The sequence below is a fragment of the Aphanothece microscopica RSMan92 genome (assembly GCF_046613545.2).
In the GTDB taxonomy this organism is placed as follows: Bacteria; Cyanobacteriota; Cyanobacteriia; order PCC-6307; family Cyanobiaceae; genus NIES-981.
The window spans coordinates 1-16,482 of the sequence record NZ_JBKKKY020000025.1; the positions used below are offsets into that span (position 1 = coordinate 1).

Here is a 16,482-nt window from a genome sequence, read left to right on the forward strand (position 1 = left end):
ACTCAGGCGCGAGCGGAAAGATGCTGAAGGACCTGGCAGGGGCCATTCAGAGCGTCTTCGCCCAGCCTTGACTTCACATTTTGCAGCCGGCGCAGCAGGGCTCGGCGTGGCCATCCTCGGGGCATGGCGGTGGCTTCGGCACCGCCCTTCCCTTCGCCCCTGGCGTTGATGACCCCCCCCCTTTCCCCGGACTCCATCCTCCAGACCGGCCTGGCCTTCTGGGCTTCGAAGACCCTCCTCAGTGCCGTGGAACTCGGCGTATTCAGCCAGCTGGCGGACGGACCGCTGGCCTTCGAGGCTCTCCAGACCCGGCTGGGGCTCCACCCACGCTCCGCCCGCGACTTCCTCGATGCCCTGGTGGCCCTGGGCTTCCTGAGGCGCACCGACCGGACCTACGCCAACACTCCGGAAACGGATCTCTTCCTCGATCGGGCGAAAGCCACCTACGTGGGCGGCCTGCTGGAGATGGCCAACCACCGCCTCTATCCCTCCTGGGGGCAGCTCAGCGAGGCCCTGCGCAGCGGCGAACCCCAGAACGAGCTGAAAACCGGCGGCCCCGGCCTCTTCGAGGTGCTCTACGCCGACCCCCAGGGCCTGGAGGAATTCCTCGCCGCCATGTCGGGGATCAGCCGCGGTGCCAACCAGACGATCGCCCGCACCTTCCCCTGGCAGCAGGTCCGCACCTTCGTGGATGTGGGCACCGCCCAGGGGGATCTCGCCGTGCAGATCGCCCTCGCCCAGCCCCACCTGAGCGGCATCGGCTTCGATCTGGCGCCCGTGGAACCGATTTTCGCCAGCTATGTGGAGCGCCACGGCCTGGCCGAACGGCTGCACTTCGCCGCCGGTGATTTCTTCCAGCAACCCCTGCCCGCGGCCGATGTGGTGCTGATGGGCCACATCCTGCACGACTGGGACCTGCCCACCAAACGGATGCTGATCGGCAAGGCCTTCGAGGCCCTGCCCACCGGCGGTGCCCTGGTGGTGTACGAGGCGATCATCGACGACGACCGCTCCAAGAATGCGTTTGGTCTGCTGATGAGCCTCAACATGCTGATCGAAACCCCCGGCGGCTTCGATTACACCGGCGCCGACTGCATGGGCTGGATGCGCGAGGCCGGCTTCTCCTCCACCCGGGTGGAGCCGCTGGTGGGGCCCGATGCGATGGTGATCGGCGTCAAGTAGTTCTCTCGCGGCGGCCTCAGGATTGCGCCGGGAGCGCCGCCCCGCTCAGCCGCTCAGCCGGCCGAAGCGGGGCGCACCCCGCCGGGGGAACTTGGATCGGGGGCGGCACTGGCCTGCCGCAGAGCCTGGATGCGCTGCTCCAGCGGCGGGTGGGTGGCCAGCAGGCCCAGCAGACCGGCGGGCCCGGCGATCTTGAAGGGGGCCAGGGCAGGGGGATCGCGCCGATCCAGCAGCTGCTGGGTGGCACCGAGACGCTCAAGCGCCTTCACCATCGCGTCGGGGCCGCCGGTGAGTCGGGCGGCCCCGGCGTCGGCCCGGAACTCCCGGTGCCGCGAGAACCAGGCGGTCACCAGGCTGCCCGCCAGGCCGAGCACCACCTCCAGGGGCCAGATCAGGGCCGTGAGCGGTGGTGGCCGGCGGCCGTCGTCGTCACTCCGGCGCGGCAGCAGCAGCGCAAGCGCCCGGGCCAGGAACATCACGAAGGCATTGATCACCCCCTGCAGCAGGGCCATGGTGACCATGTCGCCATTGCCCACATGGCTCATCTCGTGGGCCAGCACCGCCTCCAGCTCCGGCGCCGGCATGCCGTCGAGGATGCCGCTCGAGACGGCCACCAGAGCCCGCTCGGGCGATGGCCCCGTGGCAAAGGCGTTCCACTCGGGCGAGGCGTAGACGCCCAGCTCGGGCATCGGCACGGAGGCCCGCTCGGCCAGCGCGGTCACGGTCTGCACCAGCCACTGGGCCTCAGGGCCCTCACGGCCATCGAGCAGCTGTACCCCCATCGCCTGCTTCGCCGCCTCCCGCGACCCCTGCAGCGCCAGCCAGGAACCGGCGGCCCCCCACACGAAACAGCCCGAGAGCAACGGGCCCAGCGGCAGATCGGGCGGCAGCCAGCCCACCGCCACCCCGAGCGTGATCAACAGGGAGATCGTGGCCACCACCGCCAGGTTGGTGAGCAGGAACAGGGCCGATCGCAACGCCATCGCCGTCACCGGTCTGGTTGTCCGAAACCTAGAAACGGCCCACCCCTGCGTCAGCGCCGCGGCTCCCCCCTAGCCTCCGGGCATGGCCTCTCCGTGCCGCCCCATGTCTGCCACCACCGGCACCGCTGCCTCCACGCTCCTGAGCCGGCTCGCTCTGGCCGTGGTGGTGCTGCCGATGCTCCTTCCAGTGCCTGCCGCCAGAGCCGAGAGCGATCTCAACCCGGACATCGAGACGATGTGCCAGGGACTGGCCCTGATCAACAACGAGTTCGGCGCCACCGCCGCACCCGGAACACCGATGGGCAGGCGCATGGAGGAGGAACTGGCCGTCTCCGCCGCCCAGTACGGCGCCCTGTGGTCGTTGATGAAGCTCACCCCGACCACCACCTGCAGGAAGCTCTACTGAGCCCCATCCAGCTGAACGCAGCCCCACTCACCCCTGGCGCACCGCCATCACGGTGATGTGGTGCAGGCCTTCGAGGCCCTGCCAGCCCAGATACAGCCCCAGCAGCATGGCCAGCACCCCCACCAGCCATTCGGCCCGGTGGATCAACCAGTCGTTCAGGACGGTGAAGGCTTCCCGCGCCCTGCCCCCGCTCAGCCACCAGGCCAGCGGCGGCAGCAGCAGCAGCGAGGTGGTCACGGCCACGAACACCGCGCCCACCTCCAGATCACCCCGCAGGCTGGTGTGGTTGGTGAGCAGCATCCCCCCTTCCTTGAGGTAGAAGACCAGGTTCTCCGGGCTCACCAGGGCGCATCCGGCTCCGAGCCCCAGCAGCGGCAGCCACTCCAGTTCCGGCAGCTGGGCGATCAGCTGCATCGCCCAGTTCTCCTCGCCCAGCGTCACGGCTGGGGTGAGCTGGAACAGTCCCAGCCCCAGCAGCGCCCCGGCCCCCAGCAGATCCAGCTGAACCTGGGCCCTGGTACCGAGATGCAGGGCCCAGCTGAAGCGGCTGCCGATCAGCACCACCACGCCGAGGGCGCCGCCGTTGGCCAGCACCCATCCCCCCAGGTAGGTGGCACAGCGCCGCAGGGGCTGACGGCCCAGCATCAGCAGGGCCACCAGGGCGATGTTGATCGGACTGAACGCGATCCCAAGCCCGAAGGCGATCGTCTGGGTGAGCCAGTGAAAAGGGAGCATCGGCCGACAGTCCGGGCGGCAACGTACCAGAACCCGCCAGACTCCCTCCATGAGCACCCCGGCCCCCGGCAAGCTGCAGCAGGTGCTGGGCCTGGGCTTCGGGCTGGCCGGCGCGGTGGGGGGCACCATCGGCGCCGGCATCCTGGTCACCCCCGGCCTCGTGGCGGCCCAGCTGGGCGCCCCCTGGCTGATCCTGGCCGCCTGGCTGCTGGGCGGCCTCTACGCCGGCCTCGGGGCCCTGTGCGTGGCCGAGCTGGCCAGCAGCCTGCCCCGGGCCGGGGGTTGGTATGTCTACGCCGAAAGGGCCTTCGGCCTGCGGGCCGGTGGCCTGGTGGGCTGGACCGACTGGCTGGCCCACTGCATCGGCCTGGCCTGGGTAGCCACCACCACCGGTGAGCTGCTGGCCCTGCTGCTTCCGGCTCTGGGCCTGCCACCCCGGTTGATCAGCCTGCTCGCGATCGCCGGCTTCGGCCTGATCCAGTGGCGTGGTGTGAAGGCCGGCAGCGCCAGCCAGGAACTGCTCAGCCTGGCCAAGGCGGCGGCCTTCCTCGCCCTGGTGCTGGCCTGCTTCCTGCTGCCCGGCGGTGCGGAGATCGCCGGGCCGGCAAGCGCCCTCGAAGCCCCGCCGGCCCTGCCACCGCTGGCCTGGGGCGGCCTCAGTCTGGCCCTGCTGGCCGCCCTGCAGCCGGTGATCACCACCTACGACGGCTGGGCCAGCCCCATCTACTTCTCGGAGGAGTTCACCGATCCCGGCCACGACCTGCCCCGCTCCCTGATCGGCGGCGTGCTGGCGGTGCTGGCGCTCTACCTGCTGATCAACGCTGCCCTGCTGCACGTGCTCACGCCCGCTCAGCTGGCCGGCTCGAACCTGCCGGCGGCCGATGCCGCCCGGCTGCTGGCCGGTGCGGGCGGCAGCCTGCTGATCCACGGGGTGGCCCTGGTAGCCCTGCTGGGGCTGATCAACACCGTGGTGATGGCCGCCCCGCGCATCCTCTACGGCCTCAGCCGCGACGGTCTCTTCCCCACAGCGGCCCTGGCGGTGAACGCCGGCGGCACCCCCACCGGCGCCCTCGGGCTCACCCTGGCCCTCACCGCCGCCCTGGTGCTGGGCGGCTCCTTCGAGCACCTGCTCGCCATGGCCGCCTTCCTTTACGTGTGCCTGCCCCTGGTGGGGATCGCCGCCCTGATCACCCTGCGGCGGCGGGAACCCGAGCTGCCCCGGCCCTTCCGGCTGCCTGCCTACCCGCTGGCGCCGCTGCTGATCGCGCTGGTGTCCACGGCGTTCCTGGCCACCGCCCTGCTGCAGGACACCACCAACAGCCTCGCCGCCCTGGCCCTGGCCGGAGTGGGTCTGCTCATCCCCCAGCAGCGGCAGCCGGAGACCCCTCCATCCAGCGCCACGCCTGCCGCAGCGTGCCCGCCTCCCCCAGGTTGCCCGGGAAGGTGAGCACCGGCAGCCCCGGCACGCGCGCCTCAGCCGGGGTGAGCACCAGTGAGAGGCCGGGCAACAGCTGGCCCTGCAGCTCCACGGCCACCAGATCCAGCCCCTCGCTCAGCAGCGCCTGGGTGGTGATGCCCCCCTTGCTGATCACATACCCCAGCTGCGGGGCCAGGGACCCGGCCAGCCGGGCCATCAGCGCCGCCAGAGCCTCCCCCAGCCGCCGCCGTTCGGCGGGACTGGCACAGAACACCTCGCCGCGGCTGGTGTGCAGCACCGGGGTGCGGCCGGCCACCAGGCAGGCCTGGAGCTGCTCGCGCCAGGCCTGCTCCAGCGAAGCCAGCAGCTCCCGCGGCGCCGGCCCCTCCAGCAGCCGCGCCAGCCGGGCCACCGGCAGCTCCAACGCCGCGCAACCAGGCTCGTGCAGCAGCACCTCCAGCTGGGCATCGGCCAGGGGCACATGGGAGCCCACCAGCACCAGCCCCGGCAGCGCCCCCTCGCCCCCCCGCCGCCGCAAGCCGGCCAGGCCGGCCGCCTCCAGGGGCTGGGGCGGCAGGTCGACCAGACCGTTCAGCAGGCTGGCGGCGCCCTGGAACAGGAACCGCCGCGGCCGGCCCCAGCCCTCGCTGGCAGCGGGCGCCGTGAGCTCCCGCACCGCGGCTCCCAGGGCCGCCAACTGCCGCGGCCGCTCCGCATCCACAGCCACCAGCCTGTTGCCATCCAGCGCCGCCAGCCGGGCACAGAGCGCCCTGTGGCCCTGGGGCGATGCCGCCGCCGCATCCAGTGCCGCCAGCCCCAGACGCGCCACGCTGGCCGCCTTGATCCGGCCGCCACTCCTCTCCTCGGCCCACACCGCCAGATCGCTGCTGCCGTAGCCGAACAGCCCGTCCCGGGCGAAGGGGGTGGTGTGCACCGGCTCACCGTTCAGCCGATGCACGCCGTTCACGGTGGTGCGGCCACCCGGCAGAAAGGCCGGCGCCAGGAACGTGGCATCGAAGCCGGCCGGATCCTCCCCGGCTGCGGCACCCAGCTCCGCGGCGATCACGTCGCACTCCAGCGGGAAGTGGCTGCGCAGGGTGGAGTCGCCGCGACTCACGATCAGCCAGTGGTGGCAACGGCCCTCGGCCTGCTCCGCCGCCACGGCCTGGCGCAGGGCCCGGCAGATCCCGGCCACCCGCTCCCTCGCCGCGGCCGGCGCCAGCGCGCGCGTGTTGGCCAGCACGAAGAGCAGCGGCGAGGGGTGGGCCAGTCCCCGCCGCAGCGTGGCCGGATCCCAGCGCAGCAGCAGCGGGCAGCCGTGCACGGTCTGCGATCCGGTGGGGTCGTCGTCGAGCACCACAACCTTCATGGGACCATCGTGCCGTGATGACCCCGGAGCCCCACGAGCTGCAGGAGCTGGTGCGTGACCTGCACCGGCAGGGTGACGCCTGGCTGCCGGCCGGTCTGGGCAGCCGGATCGACTGGGGGCCGCCGGTGGCCCAGCCCCACACGGTGCTGAGCTGCGCGCGGCTGAACCGGATCCTTGAACACAATCCCGGCGACTTCACCATCACGGTGGAGGCCGGCACCCCACTGGTGGTGGTTCAGGAGGCGTTGGCCCACCACGGGCAGTGGTTACCCCTGGACTGGCCCTGGGGGAGCGACGCCTCCGGAGCCGGCAGCGGCTCGATCGGCGGCCTGCTGGCCCGCGGCCTGGCCAGGGGCTACCGCCACCGCTACCTCGGGGTGCGCGACCAGCTGATCGGCATCGAGCTCGTGCGCAGCGACGGCGTGCGCGCCCGGGCCGGCGGCAAGGTGGTCAAGAACGTGGCCGGCTACGACCTGATGCGGCTGCTCTGCGGCAGCTGGGGATCCCTGGCCCTGATCACGGCGGCCACCCTGCGCACCCAACCGATCCCGCCCCAGCGCCGCGGCCTCCGGCTGGCCGGTGCGCTGGAGCCGCTGGCGACGTTCTGCCGCTGGCTGCTCGACTCGAGCCTCACCCCCGAGCGCGTCGACTGGCAGCGACGTGGCGGTGGCACGTCCCTGGTGGTGAGCCTGGCCAGCATCAGCGCCCAGACCCTCGACGAACAGCTCGCCTGCATCCGGGAGAAGGCGCCGGGGCTCGAGCTCCGCACACTGGAGCCGGAAGAGCTGGCCACCGCCACCGCCCTCCCCACAGCCGTGCCCACAGCCGCCGGCCGGGGGGATCCGAGCACGCCGGGCTGGCTGCTGCGGCTCGGGGTGAAGCCCGACCAGACCGCCGGGATGCTGGCCGATCCCGCCCTGGACGGTCTGGATCTGGAACTGGGCGCCGGCTCCGGCCTGGGCTGCGGCTGGGCCGGAGCCCAGGCCGTGCCCGCCTACCGGATCGAGGCCCTGCGTCAGCTCTGCCGGGCCCGGAGCGGCTACCTCACGGTGTTGCAGCAACCCTCCGGGTCGACGCTTCCCGCCTGGCTGGATGCCCCCTCCCGCCCCATGATCGAAGCGATCAAGCGGCAGTTCGATCCGAAGCAGCAACTGGCGCGAGGCCGGCTGCCGGGGGTGGCTCCCCGGCACTGACGGCCCTGGCCACACCGGCGGCGTCACCGCCTGAGCCTCCGAGGTCGTCCAGCCAGTTCAGCAGGGCCGTGTTGACCAGCTCGGGCACCTCGTCGTGGGGGCAATGGCCCGCCTCCAGCACCACCTCGGTGGTGCTGGAGGCGGGGGCGTGGCGCTGGAAGGCCTGGCGACGCCCGGCGGCGTTGATCCAGGGATCGCGGATACCCCAGAGCAGCAGCAGGGGGCAGGCGAGTTCCGCGAAGAGTTCATCGAGGGGCTGGCCGCGGGGGATGTCGAACACCGTGCGGAACACGCCGAACGCCCCAGGGTCCAGTGAAGGCCGGCGGATCGCCTCCACCAGGGCGTCATCGACATTGGTGCGGTCGATGTACACCTGGTTCAGGGTGCGGCGGATCGTGGCGGGCCGGCGCAGGTTCTCGAACAGCAACCGCTGCAGCACAGGACTTCTCAGCAGGGCCGCTCCGATGGTCTGGCGGGTGATGGCCCCCCAGCCCCGCGGCGGTGCCTGCTCATCGCTGAACGGCCCGGCGGCGTTCAGCAGCACCACCCCGGCCGCCTGGGGCCCGAGGGCAACGCCCGCGGCAAGGGCGGCGAACCCCCCGAGCGAATTGCCCACCAGCACGGTCGGCCGGCCGATCCGCTCGGCCACGTAGGCGGCGAGCTGGTCGCGCCAGAGGGCTCCGCCGTAGGCCAGCTCCGCCGGCTTGGCGCTGCGGCCGAAGCCGAGCAGATCGAGGGCATGCACCTCATGGCTGACCGCCAGGGCCGGAATGTTGTGGCGCCAGTGGTCGGTGGAGGCCCCGAAGCCGTGCACCAGCAGCACGGCGGGCCCCCGGGGCTGGGCCGGGGCCGCCACCACGGCGTGGACGGCATGACCCCGGTGACTCCAGGGCTGGGCGATCGGCTGGTCGGACACCACGGGGGCCGGCGGGGAGGGTCGATGCTAGGGAGCCCGCCCGATCTCCCTTGCCCCTCGCCAGTGCTGACTGGAGCGCCGTGCTCCCGGGAATCGCCCTCTGGGCCCTGGCGCTCTATCTGCCGCTCACCCTGCCGCTCAGCCGGCTCGAGCAGGCCCTGGCGGCAGGGCCCCTGCCCCAGTACGCCCAGCAGTTGGTGCTGCTGGGCCTCAGCCTGCTGCTGGCCCTGCTGCTGGGCACGGCGACCGACCTGGCTCTGGGTCTGGCCCTGGGGCCGGGCTGGGCGTCGAGCCTCGGACTGATCGCCGTGGGCTGGGGCCTGTTCACAGCTCTCGCCAGTCGAGCCAGGGAAGATGGGGAATGATCGCCGCCGTGCTCTGGCGGTAGGCGACGTACGCGGGATGGAGCCGCTGCAGGGCCCGCTCCTCCCGCCTGGCCTTGCCGCCCAGCACGGCTGCCAGGCCGAACAACAGGGCCAGGTGGAGGAGGCTGCCGAAGACCAGGGTCACCCCCAGGGAGCAGAGGAGCACCGCCTGGTAGAGCGGATGGCGGCAGCGGGCGTAGGACCCGGACGTGACCAGGGCCGCCCCGGGCATCGGTTCCGGCAGGGGTGTGAGGCTGGGGCCGAGCCCCCAGAAGGCCTGGGCCGCCAGCACCAGCCCCAGCAGGAACAGCACGGCTCCAGCGATCGCCACTGGCAGGGGCCAGGCGTAGCCCCAGGCCCCGGGGCTGGGCCAGGGGGGCAGCAGATGGGCCGCAATCAGGACGAGCTGGGCCAGGAGCCACCACTCGCCGCGCCGGTTGTCCCGCCAGCCGCTCCAGCTCAGGCCCCAGCGGCGAAGCAGCCCCGGGGCCGGCTCCGCGGCGTGTTCTGCCTGGGGGGGGTCAGGTGGGGATTTCGGCAAGGGGATCAAGATCGGGGCCTCCTGGCGTCCCGCCCAGAACCAGGCGGAGCAGGATCGGCGCCAGGAAGGTGGTGCCGATCACCATCAACAGGATGGCCGCCTCGAGGGGTTTGGTGAGCAGGCCGGCCTGGCTGCCGAGCCCCAGGAAGATCAGGCCCACCTCGCCGCGGGGCATCATCCCCAGGCCCACCACCAGACGGTTGGTCTTCTCCTTGCTGACGTAGCTCCAGCCGGCCACCACCTTGCCCACGATCGCCACGGTGAGCAGGAAGGCGGCGACCACCAGCCCTTCGCGGTTCTCGGGGTTGAGCGGATTCAGCACCGAGAGATCCATGCTGGTGCCGATCAGCACGAAGAAGATGGTGGCGAACAGGGCCACCAGAGGCTGCACCGTGCCCTGGATGGCATGGGTGTGGCGCGAGCCGCTGAGGATCAGGCCCGCAGCGAAGGCTCCCAGGGCCGCCTCCAGGCCGATCGCCTGGGCTGCGAAGCAGGAGAGGGACAGCACCACGAAGGCGGCCACCACCACCTCGCCCGGGGCCTTGAGCCGATCCAGCACCCAGTCGAAGACAGGGGCGGCCTTGCTGCTGAGGAAGAGCGCTGCGGCCACGAACACGCCTGCGGCCGCAACCAGCTTGATCACCGGGCCGACAGCGAAGCCGCCGCCACCGGCCAGACTCACCACCACGGCGAGGATGACGATGCCGAGGATGTCATCGAGCACCGCGGCTCCGATCACGGTCTGCCCTTCGCGGGTCTTGAGGAACTTCAGTTCGCCGAACACGCTGGCGGTGATCCCGATCGAGGTGGCGGTCATCGCCGCCCCGGCAAACACCGCCGGAATCAACGGCACGTCGAACAAGTAGTAGAGGCCGGCCGTGCCAAGGGCGAAGGGGAGCACCACCCCGGTCACGGCCACCGTGGTGGCCTGAACCCCGACCGCCACGAGTTCGTCGAGCTCGCTTTCCAGGCCTGTCAGAAACAGCAGGGCGTAGAGGCCGATCTGGGAGACGGACTGGAGATTGGGGAAGGTCTCCGCATAGAGATCCTGCACGGTCTCGGGCGCCAGGTCGGCGAGCGAACCGAGCAGGGCCAGACCCCAGCCGCTCAGCTGCGCCTGGGTCTCGGGTGGCACGATCAGGTGCAGGCCCGAAACCCCGATCAGCACCCCCGCCACCAGTTCCCCCAGGATCGTGGGGAGCTGAACGCGCACCATCAGCTCGGCCAGCAGCCGGGCCGCCACGAAGATCACGAGGAACTCGCCGACCGAGATCAGGGTCTCGGCGACCTCGAGCTGGTGGCTGCCCACCTCTAGCAACAGCGCTGGCAGGGTCATAGGGAGTGTTCAGGCGCCGCTGACCGTAGGCCCGTCGCCCGGTGTTCGGACGCAGATCTCTAGGCAGCGGGAGGGGGCCGGCGTGGCAACCGTCGCTACCGTCCAACCACGGTCACCAGGGAGAGACAGGCCATGCAGGCGTCGGATGTCACAACGGGGTCCGTTTTCCAGACTCCCCCCGAGGGAGTGGACGGCGAGCTGCTCGAGCGGATCAACCGCTGGTGGCGAGCGGCGAAGTACCTGGCGGTGGGGATGATCTACCTGCAGGACAATCCACTGCTGCAGGAGCCGCTCAGACCCGAACACATCAAGAACCGGCTGCTGGGCCACTGGGGCTCCAGCCCGGGGCAGGCGTTCATCTGGGCCCATGCCAACCGGCTGATCCGCCAGCGGGACCTGGACATGATCTACCTGTCGGGGCCGGGCCACGGCGCACCTGGGGTGCTCGGACCCACCTACCTCGACGGCAGCTACAGCGAGGTCTACCCCGACAAATCCCGCGATGAAGCCGGGATGCGGCGCTTCTTCAAGCAGTTCTCGTTTCCGGGGCACATCGGCAGCCACTGCACCCCGGAAACCCCCGGCTCGATCCATGAAGGCGGTGAACTGGGCTACGTGCTCTCCCACGCCTGCGGGGCGGTGTTTGACAACCCCGATCTGATCGCCCTGGCCTGCGTCGGTGACGGCGAGGCGGAAACCGGACCGCTGGCCACCAGCTGGCACATCAACAAGTTCCTCAACCCGATCAGCGACGGGGCGGTGCTGCCGGTGCTGCACCTCAACGGCTACAAGATCGCCAACCCCACCCTGCTGGCCCGCATCCCCCGCGAGGAACTGGCCAGCCTGCTGCGCGGTTACGGCTGGGAGCCGCTGTTCGTCGAGGGCAGCGAACCGATGGCCATGCACGCCGCCATGGCCGCCGCCATGGAGGAAGCTGTCGGCCGCATCCAGGCCATCCAGGCCGAGGCGCGCCGCAGCGGCGAAGCCCAGCGCCCCCACTGGCCGATGATCGTGCTGCGCTCTCCCAAGGGCTGGACCGGACCCGCCGCCCTGGGCGACAAAAAACTGGAGGGCTTCTGGCGCGCCCACCAGGTGCCCCTGCCGGGCCCGCAGAAGGATCCCGAGCAGCTGGCGATGCTCGAGACCTGGCTGCGCAGCTACCGGCCCGAGGAGCTGTTCGACGAGCACGGCACCCTCCTGCCCGAGCTGCAGGCCCTCTCCCCCCAGGGGCTGCGGCGGATGGGCTCCAACCCCCATGCCAACGGCGGGCTGCTGCGCCACAGACTGCAGCTGCCGCCGATCGAGTCCTACGCGGTGACGGTGGACACTCCGGGCCGGGTCGAGGCGGAGAACACCTACCCGCTGGGGGAACTGCTGCGCGATGCGATCGGCCTCAACCCCGATTCGCTGCGGGTGTTCGGCCCCGATGAAACCGCCTCGAACCGCCTCCAGGCGATCTACGAGGTGAGCAAGAAGGTGTGGATGGAGGACCTGCTGCCCGAGGACAGCAACGGCAGTGAGCTGGCCCGCAGCGGCCGGGTGGTGGAGATGCTCTCCGAGCACACCCTGGTGGGAATGATGGAGGGCTACGTGCTCACCGGCCGCTACGGCTTCTTCCACACCTACGAGGCCTTCGCGCACGTGATCGCCTCGATGTTCAACCAGCACGCCAAGTGGCTGGAATCCTGCAACCTCCATGCCCCCTGGCGGGCACCGATCGGTCCCTGGACCTGTCTGATCTCCTCGACGGTCTGGCGCCAGGACCACAACGGCTTCACGCACCAGGACCCGGGCTTCATCGACCTGGCCGGCAACAAGAGCGGCGATGTGGTGCGCGTCTACATGCCGCCGGATGCCAACAGCCTGCTGGCGGTTGCAGAGGAGGCGATGCTGGAGACCAACGTCTGCAACATCATCGTCTCCGACAAGCAGAAGCATCTGCAGTACATGAACCTCGAGCAGGCCCGCGCCCACGTGGCCAAGGGGATCAGCATCGTGCGCTGGGCCAGCAACGACGACTGCGGCACCCAACCCGATGATCCCGATGTGGTGATGGCCTGCGCCGGCGACATCCCCTCCAAGGAGACCCTGGCGGCGGTGGAGATCCTGCGCCGGGAGATTCCCCAGCTCAAGATTCGCGTGCTCAACGTGGTGAAGCTGTTCGCCCTCACCCAGCCCAGCGAGCATCCCCACGGCCTCTCGGATCGGGACTTCGACAGCCTGTTCACCACCAACAAGCCGGTGATCTTCAATTTCCACGGTTATCCGTGGCTGATCCACCGGCTCACCTACCGCCGCACCAACCACGCCAACCTGCACGTGCGGGGATACAAGGAGAAGGGCAACATCAACACGCCGCTCGAGCTGGCGATGAACAACCAGATCGACCGCTTCAACCTGGTGATCGACGTGATCGACCGGGTGCCGAGCCTCGGTTCCCGCGCCGCCCACGTCAAGGAACAGATGAAGGACGCCATCCTGGCCAACCGTGCCTACGCCCACCAGCACGGCATGGACGCTCCTGAGGTCACCAACTGGCGCTGGACACCCCCCCAAGCATGACAACCATCAAACCCAAGACCCTGCGCCTGCCCACCCCGGGCTGTTATGCCGACCCCGACCGGAGTGGTCCGGAACCGGATGACGTGTTCGACGGCATGACCGAGCACCTCTTCTACAGCCTCGGCAAGCTGGCGCCCACAGCGACCCGCCACGACCTCTACGTCGCCCTCAGCTACGCCGTGCGCGACCGGCTGATGACCCGCTACCTGGCCGGGATCGAGGCGCTGCGGGCCGCACCGACGCGGGTGGTGTCCTACCTCTCGGCCGAGTTCCTGATCGGCCCCCAGCTCGGCAACAACCTGCTGATGCTGGGCATTCAGGATGCGGCCGCGGAAGCCCTGCGCCGCTTCGGCATCGACGACATCAACCTGATCCTCGATGTGGAGGAGGAGCCCGGGCTGGGGAACGGGGGCCTGGGCCGTCTAGCGGCCTGCTTCCTGGAATCCCTCGCCTCGCTGGAGATCCCTGCCACCGGCTATGGGATCCGCTACGAGTTCGGCATCTTCGACCAGCTGATCCGCGACGGCTGGCAGGTGGAGATCACCGACAAGTGGCTCAAGGGCGGCTGGCCCTGGGAGCTGCCCCAGCCCGACCAGGCCTGTTTCGTGGGCTTCGGCGGCCGCACCGAGAGCTACCAGGACGAGCACGGCCAGTACCGGGTGCGCTGGGTGCCGGCCGAACACGCCATCGGCATCCCCCACGATGTGCCGGTGCTGGGCTACCGGGTGAACACCTGCAACCGCCTGCGCCTCTGGCGCGCCGATGCCACCGAGAGCTTCGACTTCTATGCCTTCAACATCGGCGACTACTACGGCGCCGTGGAGGAGAAGGTGGGCAGTGAGACCCTCTCGAAGGTGCTCTACCCCAATGACGGCACGGCTGAAGGTCGGCGACTGCGGCTGAAGCAGCAGCACTTCTTCGTGAGCTGCTCCCTGCAGGACATGATCCGCAGCCTCGAGGCACGGGGCCTGCCGATCGCGGAGTTTCCGGACCACTGGGCCGTGCAGCTCAACGACACCCACCCGGCGATCGCGGTGGCCGAGCTGATGCGCCTGCTCATCGACGACAAGCATCTGGAGTGGGAGGACGCCTGGGCCATCACCACCCGCTCGCTCTCCTACACCAACCACACCCTGCTGCCCGAAGCCCTGGAGAAGTGGGGCCTCGAGCTGTTCGGCTCGCTGCTGCCCCGCCACCTGGAGCTGATCTTCGAGATCAACCGCCGTTTCCTGCAGCAGGTGCGCATCCGCTACCCCGGCAACGAGGCCGTGCTGCAGCGCGTCTCGATCATCGATGAGGAGGGGGGCAAATCGGTGCGGATGGCCCATCTGGCCACCGTGGCCTCCCACCACGTCAACGGCGTGGCCGCGCTGCACAGCGAGCTGGTGAAGACCCAGCTCTTCCCGGAGTTCGCCGACCTCTGGCCGGAGAAGTTCACGAACGTGACCAACGGGGTCACCCCGCGACGCTGGGTGGCCCTCGCGAACCCCCAGCTCTCCGGACTCCTGGATGAGGTGATCGGGGACCGCTGGGTGCAGGACCTGAGCCAGCTGCGCCAGCTCGAGAACTACGTCGACGACACCAGCTTCCTGGAGCGCTGGGGGGCCACCAAACTGGCGGTGAAAAACCAGCTCAGTCACTACATTCACCGTCACACCGGCGTGCTGGTGGATCCGGCCTCCCTGTTCGACGTCCAGGTCAAGCGCATCCACGAATACAAGCGCCAGCACCTCAATGCCCTGCAGGTGATTGCCCAGTACCTGCGCATCAAGAACGGCGAGGGGGACCATCTGGCACCGCGCACGGTGATCTTCGGGGGCAAGGCAGCGCCGGGCTATTACATGGCCAAGCTGATCATCCGCTTCATCAACGGCATCGCCGAAACCATCAATGCCGACCCCGACATGGAGGGCCGGCTGCGGGTGATCTTCCTGGCGGACTACAACGTGAAGCTGGGCGAGCGTGTGTATCCCGCCTCCGACCTCTCCGAGCAGATCTCGACAGCCGGCAAGGAGGCTTCAGGAACGGGCAACATGAAGTTCGCCATGAATGGGGCGCTCACGATCGGCACCCTCGATGGCGCCAATGTGGAGATCCGCGAGCAGGTCGGCGCGGACAACTTCTTCCTCTTCGGCAAGACCGCCGAGGAGATCATGGCGCTGCACGATGCCGGCTACCGCCCTTGGGAGCTGATCAGTGCGATGCCGGAACTCACCGAAGTGCTGCGTCTGGTAGAGCAGGGACACTTCAGCAATGGTGACGGCGAACTGTTCCGCCCACTGCTGCAGAACCTCACCGGACGTGATCCCTTTTTCGTGCTGGCCGACTTCAACGACTACCTGCGCGCCCAAGCCGAGGTGAACACGGCCTGGGCGGATCGCCGTCGCTGGAACCGGATGTCCCTGCTCAACTCCGCCCGGAGCGGCTTCTTCTCGTCGGACCGCTCGATCGCCGAGTACGCCGAACGGATCTGGAGAGCCGAGCCCTTCCCGGTGACGATCAAGTGCGAGATGGAGGACGAACCGGGCTGAGGCCCTCCCGGTTCAGCCCCGATCGGGCAGGTCCGGGGTCTGGTGGAGCAGCCGATTGAGACGCAACCGGTCCGCATTGAGGGGATCCGGGGCCAGTTCACCGGCCACCTCACGGAACTTCTGCTCCACCTCTTCCGGCATGCGCACGTCGAAGATGCGCTCCATCAGCGCCTCGATCGAGAACAGATGGGCATTGATGTTCTCCAGATCGGCCATGGCCTGCTGGAGGGCATCGGGTTCGGAGGCGTCACCGGGGGCCACGGCGGCCCCACCCGGCTCGGCCTTGGCCGCGGGTGGGGAGGCGGCCTCACCGGCCGCATCCTGCTGCTTCTGGAGTTCTTCCATCACCCGGCCGGCCAGGGTCCGGAAGGACTGCAGCGCGGCCCAGTTGAGCTCCTGCTGCTGCCTCAGCGTTGGATTCTCACGGATCAATCGGTCGTGTTCCCGATAGAAACGCTGGCAATCAGGGCACTGGCAGGGCTCTTCGGGCACCGCGCTCCCCAGGGATGTCAGGCTCCATCATGACACCGAGCCCCGGAGGGCTGACTGATCCGGGCTCAGGCGGCCAGGGGGCCAGCCCCGGAGAGGTCGCCGGAGTCATCCTCCTCACCGTTGGCGGCCGGCAGTGGGATCTCGATCGAGCTGACCACCTGGATGACATCCCGCAGCCGCATCGAATCGGCGAACCACCCCATCGCCTGCTCGGTATCCCCACGGCGCTCGGCATCGCCCGCCTGCTCTTCGTGGGCCTCGGCCAGCAACGCCAGCCAGCAGAGGCAACGGGCCTGAACCACCGAGAGGTCCAGCTCGTCGAGCTGGCCATCGGCAATGCGCTCGCTCTCCTGCTGCACCAGCAGACGAAGGCGCAGATCGTGCAATGGCGTCATCGCGGTCCGGCGGCTGAAGCCACGCTAGCGACGGTGCTGAGGATGAACAGGCCACCACC

General features: G+C 69.8%; 15 protein-coding genes. 7 read left to right on the plus strand and 8 right to left on the minus strand.

Going from position 1 to position 16,482, the window contains the following annotated elements:
* Window positions 1-168: 168 nt before the first annotated feature.
* On the plus strand, window positions 169-1,182 hold the full coding sequence (locus ACLD7X_RS08755; RefSeq protein WP_412006957.1) for a methyltransferase: 1,014 nt from the start codon (window positions 169-171) through the stop codon (window positions 1,180-1,182).
* A 53-nt stretch (window positions 1,183-1,235) separates the two neighbouring features.
* Here the strand turns inward: ACLD7X_RS08755 and htpX are convergent, their stop codons facing one another.
* A complete protein-coding gene (gene htpX, locus ACLD7X_RS08760) occupies window positions 1,236-2,165 on the minus strand; it encodes a protease HtpX (protein WP_411423227.1) in 930 nt (309 codons plus the stop codon).
* 103 nt (window positions 2,166-2,268) lie between these two features.
* On the opposite strand from htpX, the gene ACLD7X_RS08765 reads away from it, so the two are divergent.
* Window positions 2,269-2,571, plus strand: a complete 303-nt coding sequence (locus tag ACLD7X_RS08765; RefSeq protein WP_411423228.1) for a hypothetical protein — start codon at window positions 2,269-2,271, stop codon at window positions 2,569-2,571.
* 27 nt (window positions 2,572-2,598) lie between these two features.
* Here the strand turns inward: ACLD7X_RS08765 and ACLD7X_RS08770 are convergent, their stop codons facing one another.
* The gene (locus tag ACLD7X_RS08770; protein ID WP_411423229.1) at window positions 2,599-3,306 is read right to left on the minus strand and encodes a GAP family protein; all 708 of its coding nucleotides are present in this window, start codon (window positions 3,304-3,306) and stop codon (window positions 2,599-2,601) included.
* Window positions 3,307-3,355: 49 nt separating this feature from the next.
* On the opposite strand from ACLD7X_RS08770, the gene ACLD7X_RS08775 reads away from it, so the two are divergent.
* On the plus strand, window positions 3,356-4,753 hold the full coding sequence (locus ACLD7X_RS08775; protein ID WP_411423230.1) for an APC family permease: 1,398 nt from the start codon (window positions 3,356-3,358) through the stop codon (window positions 4,751-4,753).
* Here the strand turns inward: ACLD7X_RS08775 and ACLD7X_RS08780 are convergent.
* On the minus strand, window positions 4,662-6,092 hold the full coding sequence (locus tag ACLD7X_RS08780) for a four-carbon acid sugar kinase family protein (RefSeq protein WP_411423231.1): 1,431 nt from the start codon (window positions 6,090-6,092) through the stop codon (window positions 4,662-4,664). The genes ACLD7X_RS08775 and ACLD7X_RS08780 overlap by 92 nt on opposite strands.
* Before the next feature lie 17 nt (window positions 6,093-6,109).
* Here ACLD7X_RS08780 and ACLD7X_RS08785 point away from each other — a divergent pair, with 17 nt between their 5' ends.
* Window positions 6,110-7,285, plus strand: coding sequence for an FAD-binding oxidoreductase (locus tag ACLD7X_RS08785; RefSeq protein ID WP_411423232.1), 1,176 nt, complete (start codon window positions 6,110-6,112; stop codon window positions 7,283-7,285).
* Here ACLD7X_RS08785 and ACLD7X_RS08790 read toward each other — a convergent pair.
* Window positions 7,215-8,201: an alpha/beta fold hydrolase gene (locus ACLD7X_RS08790; RefSeq protein WP_411423233.1), complete on the minus strand. Its 987-nt coding sequence runs from the start codon at window positions 8,199-8,201 to the stop codon at window positions 7,215-7,217. The two genes, ACLD7X_RS08785 and ACLD7X_RS08790, sit on opposite strands and share 71 nt — an antisense overlap.
* A gap of 50 nt (window positions 8,202-8,251) precedes the next feature.
* Here ACLD7X_RS08790 and ACLD7X_RS08795 point away from each other — a divergent pair, with 50 nt between their 5' ends.
* On the plus strand, window positions 8,252-8,566 hold the full coding sequence (locus tag ACLD7X_RS08795) for a hypothetical protein (RefSeq protein ID WP_411423234.1): 315 nt from the start codon (window positions 8,252-8,254) through the stop codon (window positions 8,564-8,566).
* Here the strand turns inward: ACLD7X_RS08795 and ACLD7X_RS08800 are convergent.
* Together ACLD7X_RS08800 and ACLD7X_RS08805 are read right to left on the minus strand one after the other, a co-directional pair.
* Entirely contained in the window at window positions 8,526-9,107 is a 582-nt protein-coding gene (locus ACLD7X_RS08800) for a methyltransferase family protein (RefSeq protein WP_412006956.1), read from the minus strand. The two genes, ACLD7X_RS08795 and ACLD7X_RS08800, sit on opposite strands and share 41 nt — an antisense overlap.
* Complete coding sequence (locus ACLD7X_RS08805) at window positions 9,088-10,443, minus strand: cation:proton antiporter (RefSeq protein WP_411423236.1); 1,356 nt, start codon at window positions 10,441-10,443, stop codon at window positions 9,088-9,090. The genes ACLD7X_RS08800 and ACLD7X_RS08805 overlap by 20 nt, the downstream gene beginning before the upstream one ends.
* Window positions 10,444-10,575: 132 nt before the next feature.
* On the opposite strand from ACLD7X_RS08805, the gene ACLD7X_RS08810 reads away from it, so the two are divergent.
* Window positions 10,576-13,005, plus strand: coding sequence for a phosphoketolase family protein (locus tag ACLD7X_RS08810; RefSeq protein WP_411423237.1), 2,430 nt, complete (start codon window positions 10,576-10,578; stop codon window positions 13,003-13,005).
* Window positions 13,002-15,536, plus strand: coding sequence for a glycogen/starch/alpha-glucan phosphorylase (locus tag ACLD7X_RS08815; protein ID WP_411423238.1), 2,535 nt, complete (start codon window positions 13,002-13,004; stop codon window positions 15,534-15,536). The genes ACLD7X_RS08810 and ACLD7X_RS08815 overlap by 4 nt, the downstream gene beginning before the upstream one ends.
* Window positions 15,537-15,548: 12 nt before the next feature.
* Here the strand turns inward: ACLD7X_RS08815 and ACLD7X_RS08820 are convergent, their stop codons facing one another.
* Window positions 15,549-15,968, minus strand: coding sequence for a hypothetical protein (locus ACLD7X_RS08820; protein WP_425625137.1), 420 nt, complete (start codon window positions 15,966-15,968; stop codon window positions 15,549-15,551).
* A gap of 125 nt (window positions 15,969-16,093) precedes the next feature.
* Entirely contained in the window at window positions 16,094-16,423 is a 330-nt protein-coding gene (locus ACLD7X_RS08825) for a hypothetical protein (RefSeq protein ID WP_411423240.1), read from the minus strand.
* Window positions 16,424-16,482 lie beyond the last annotated feature (59 nt).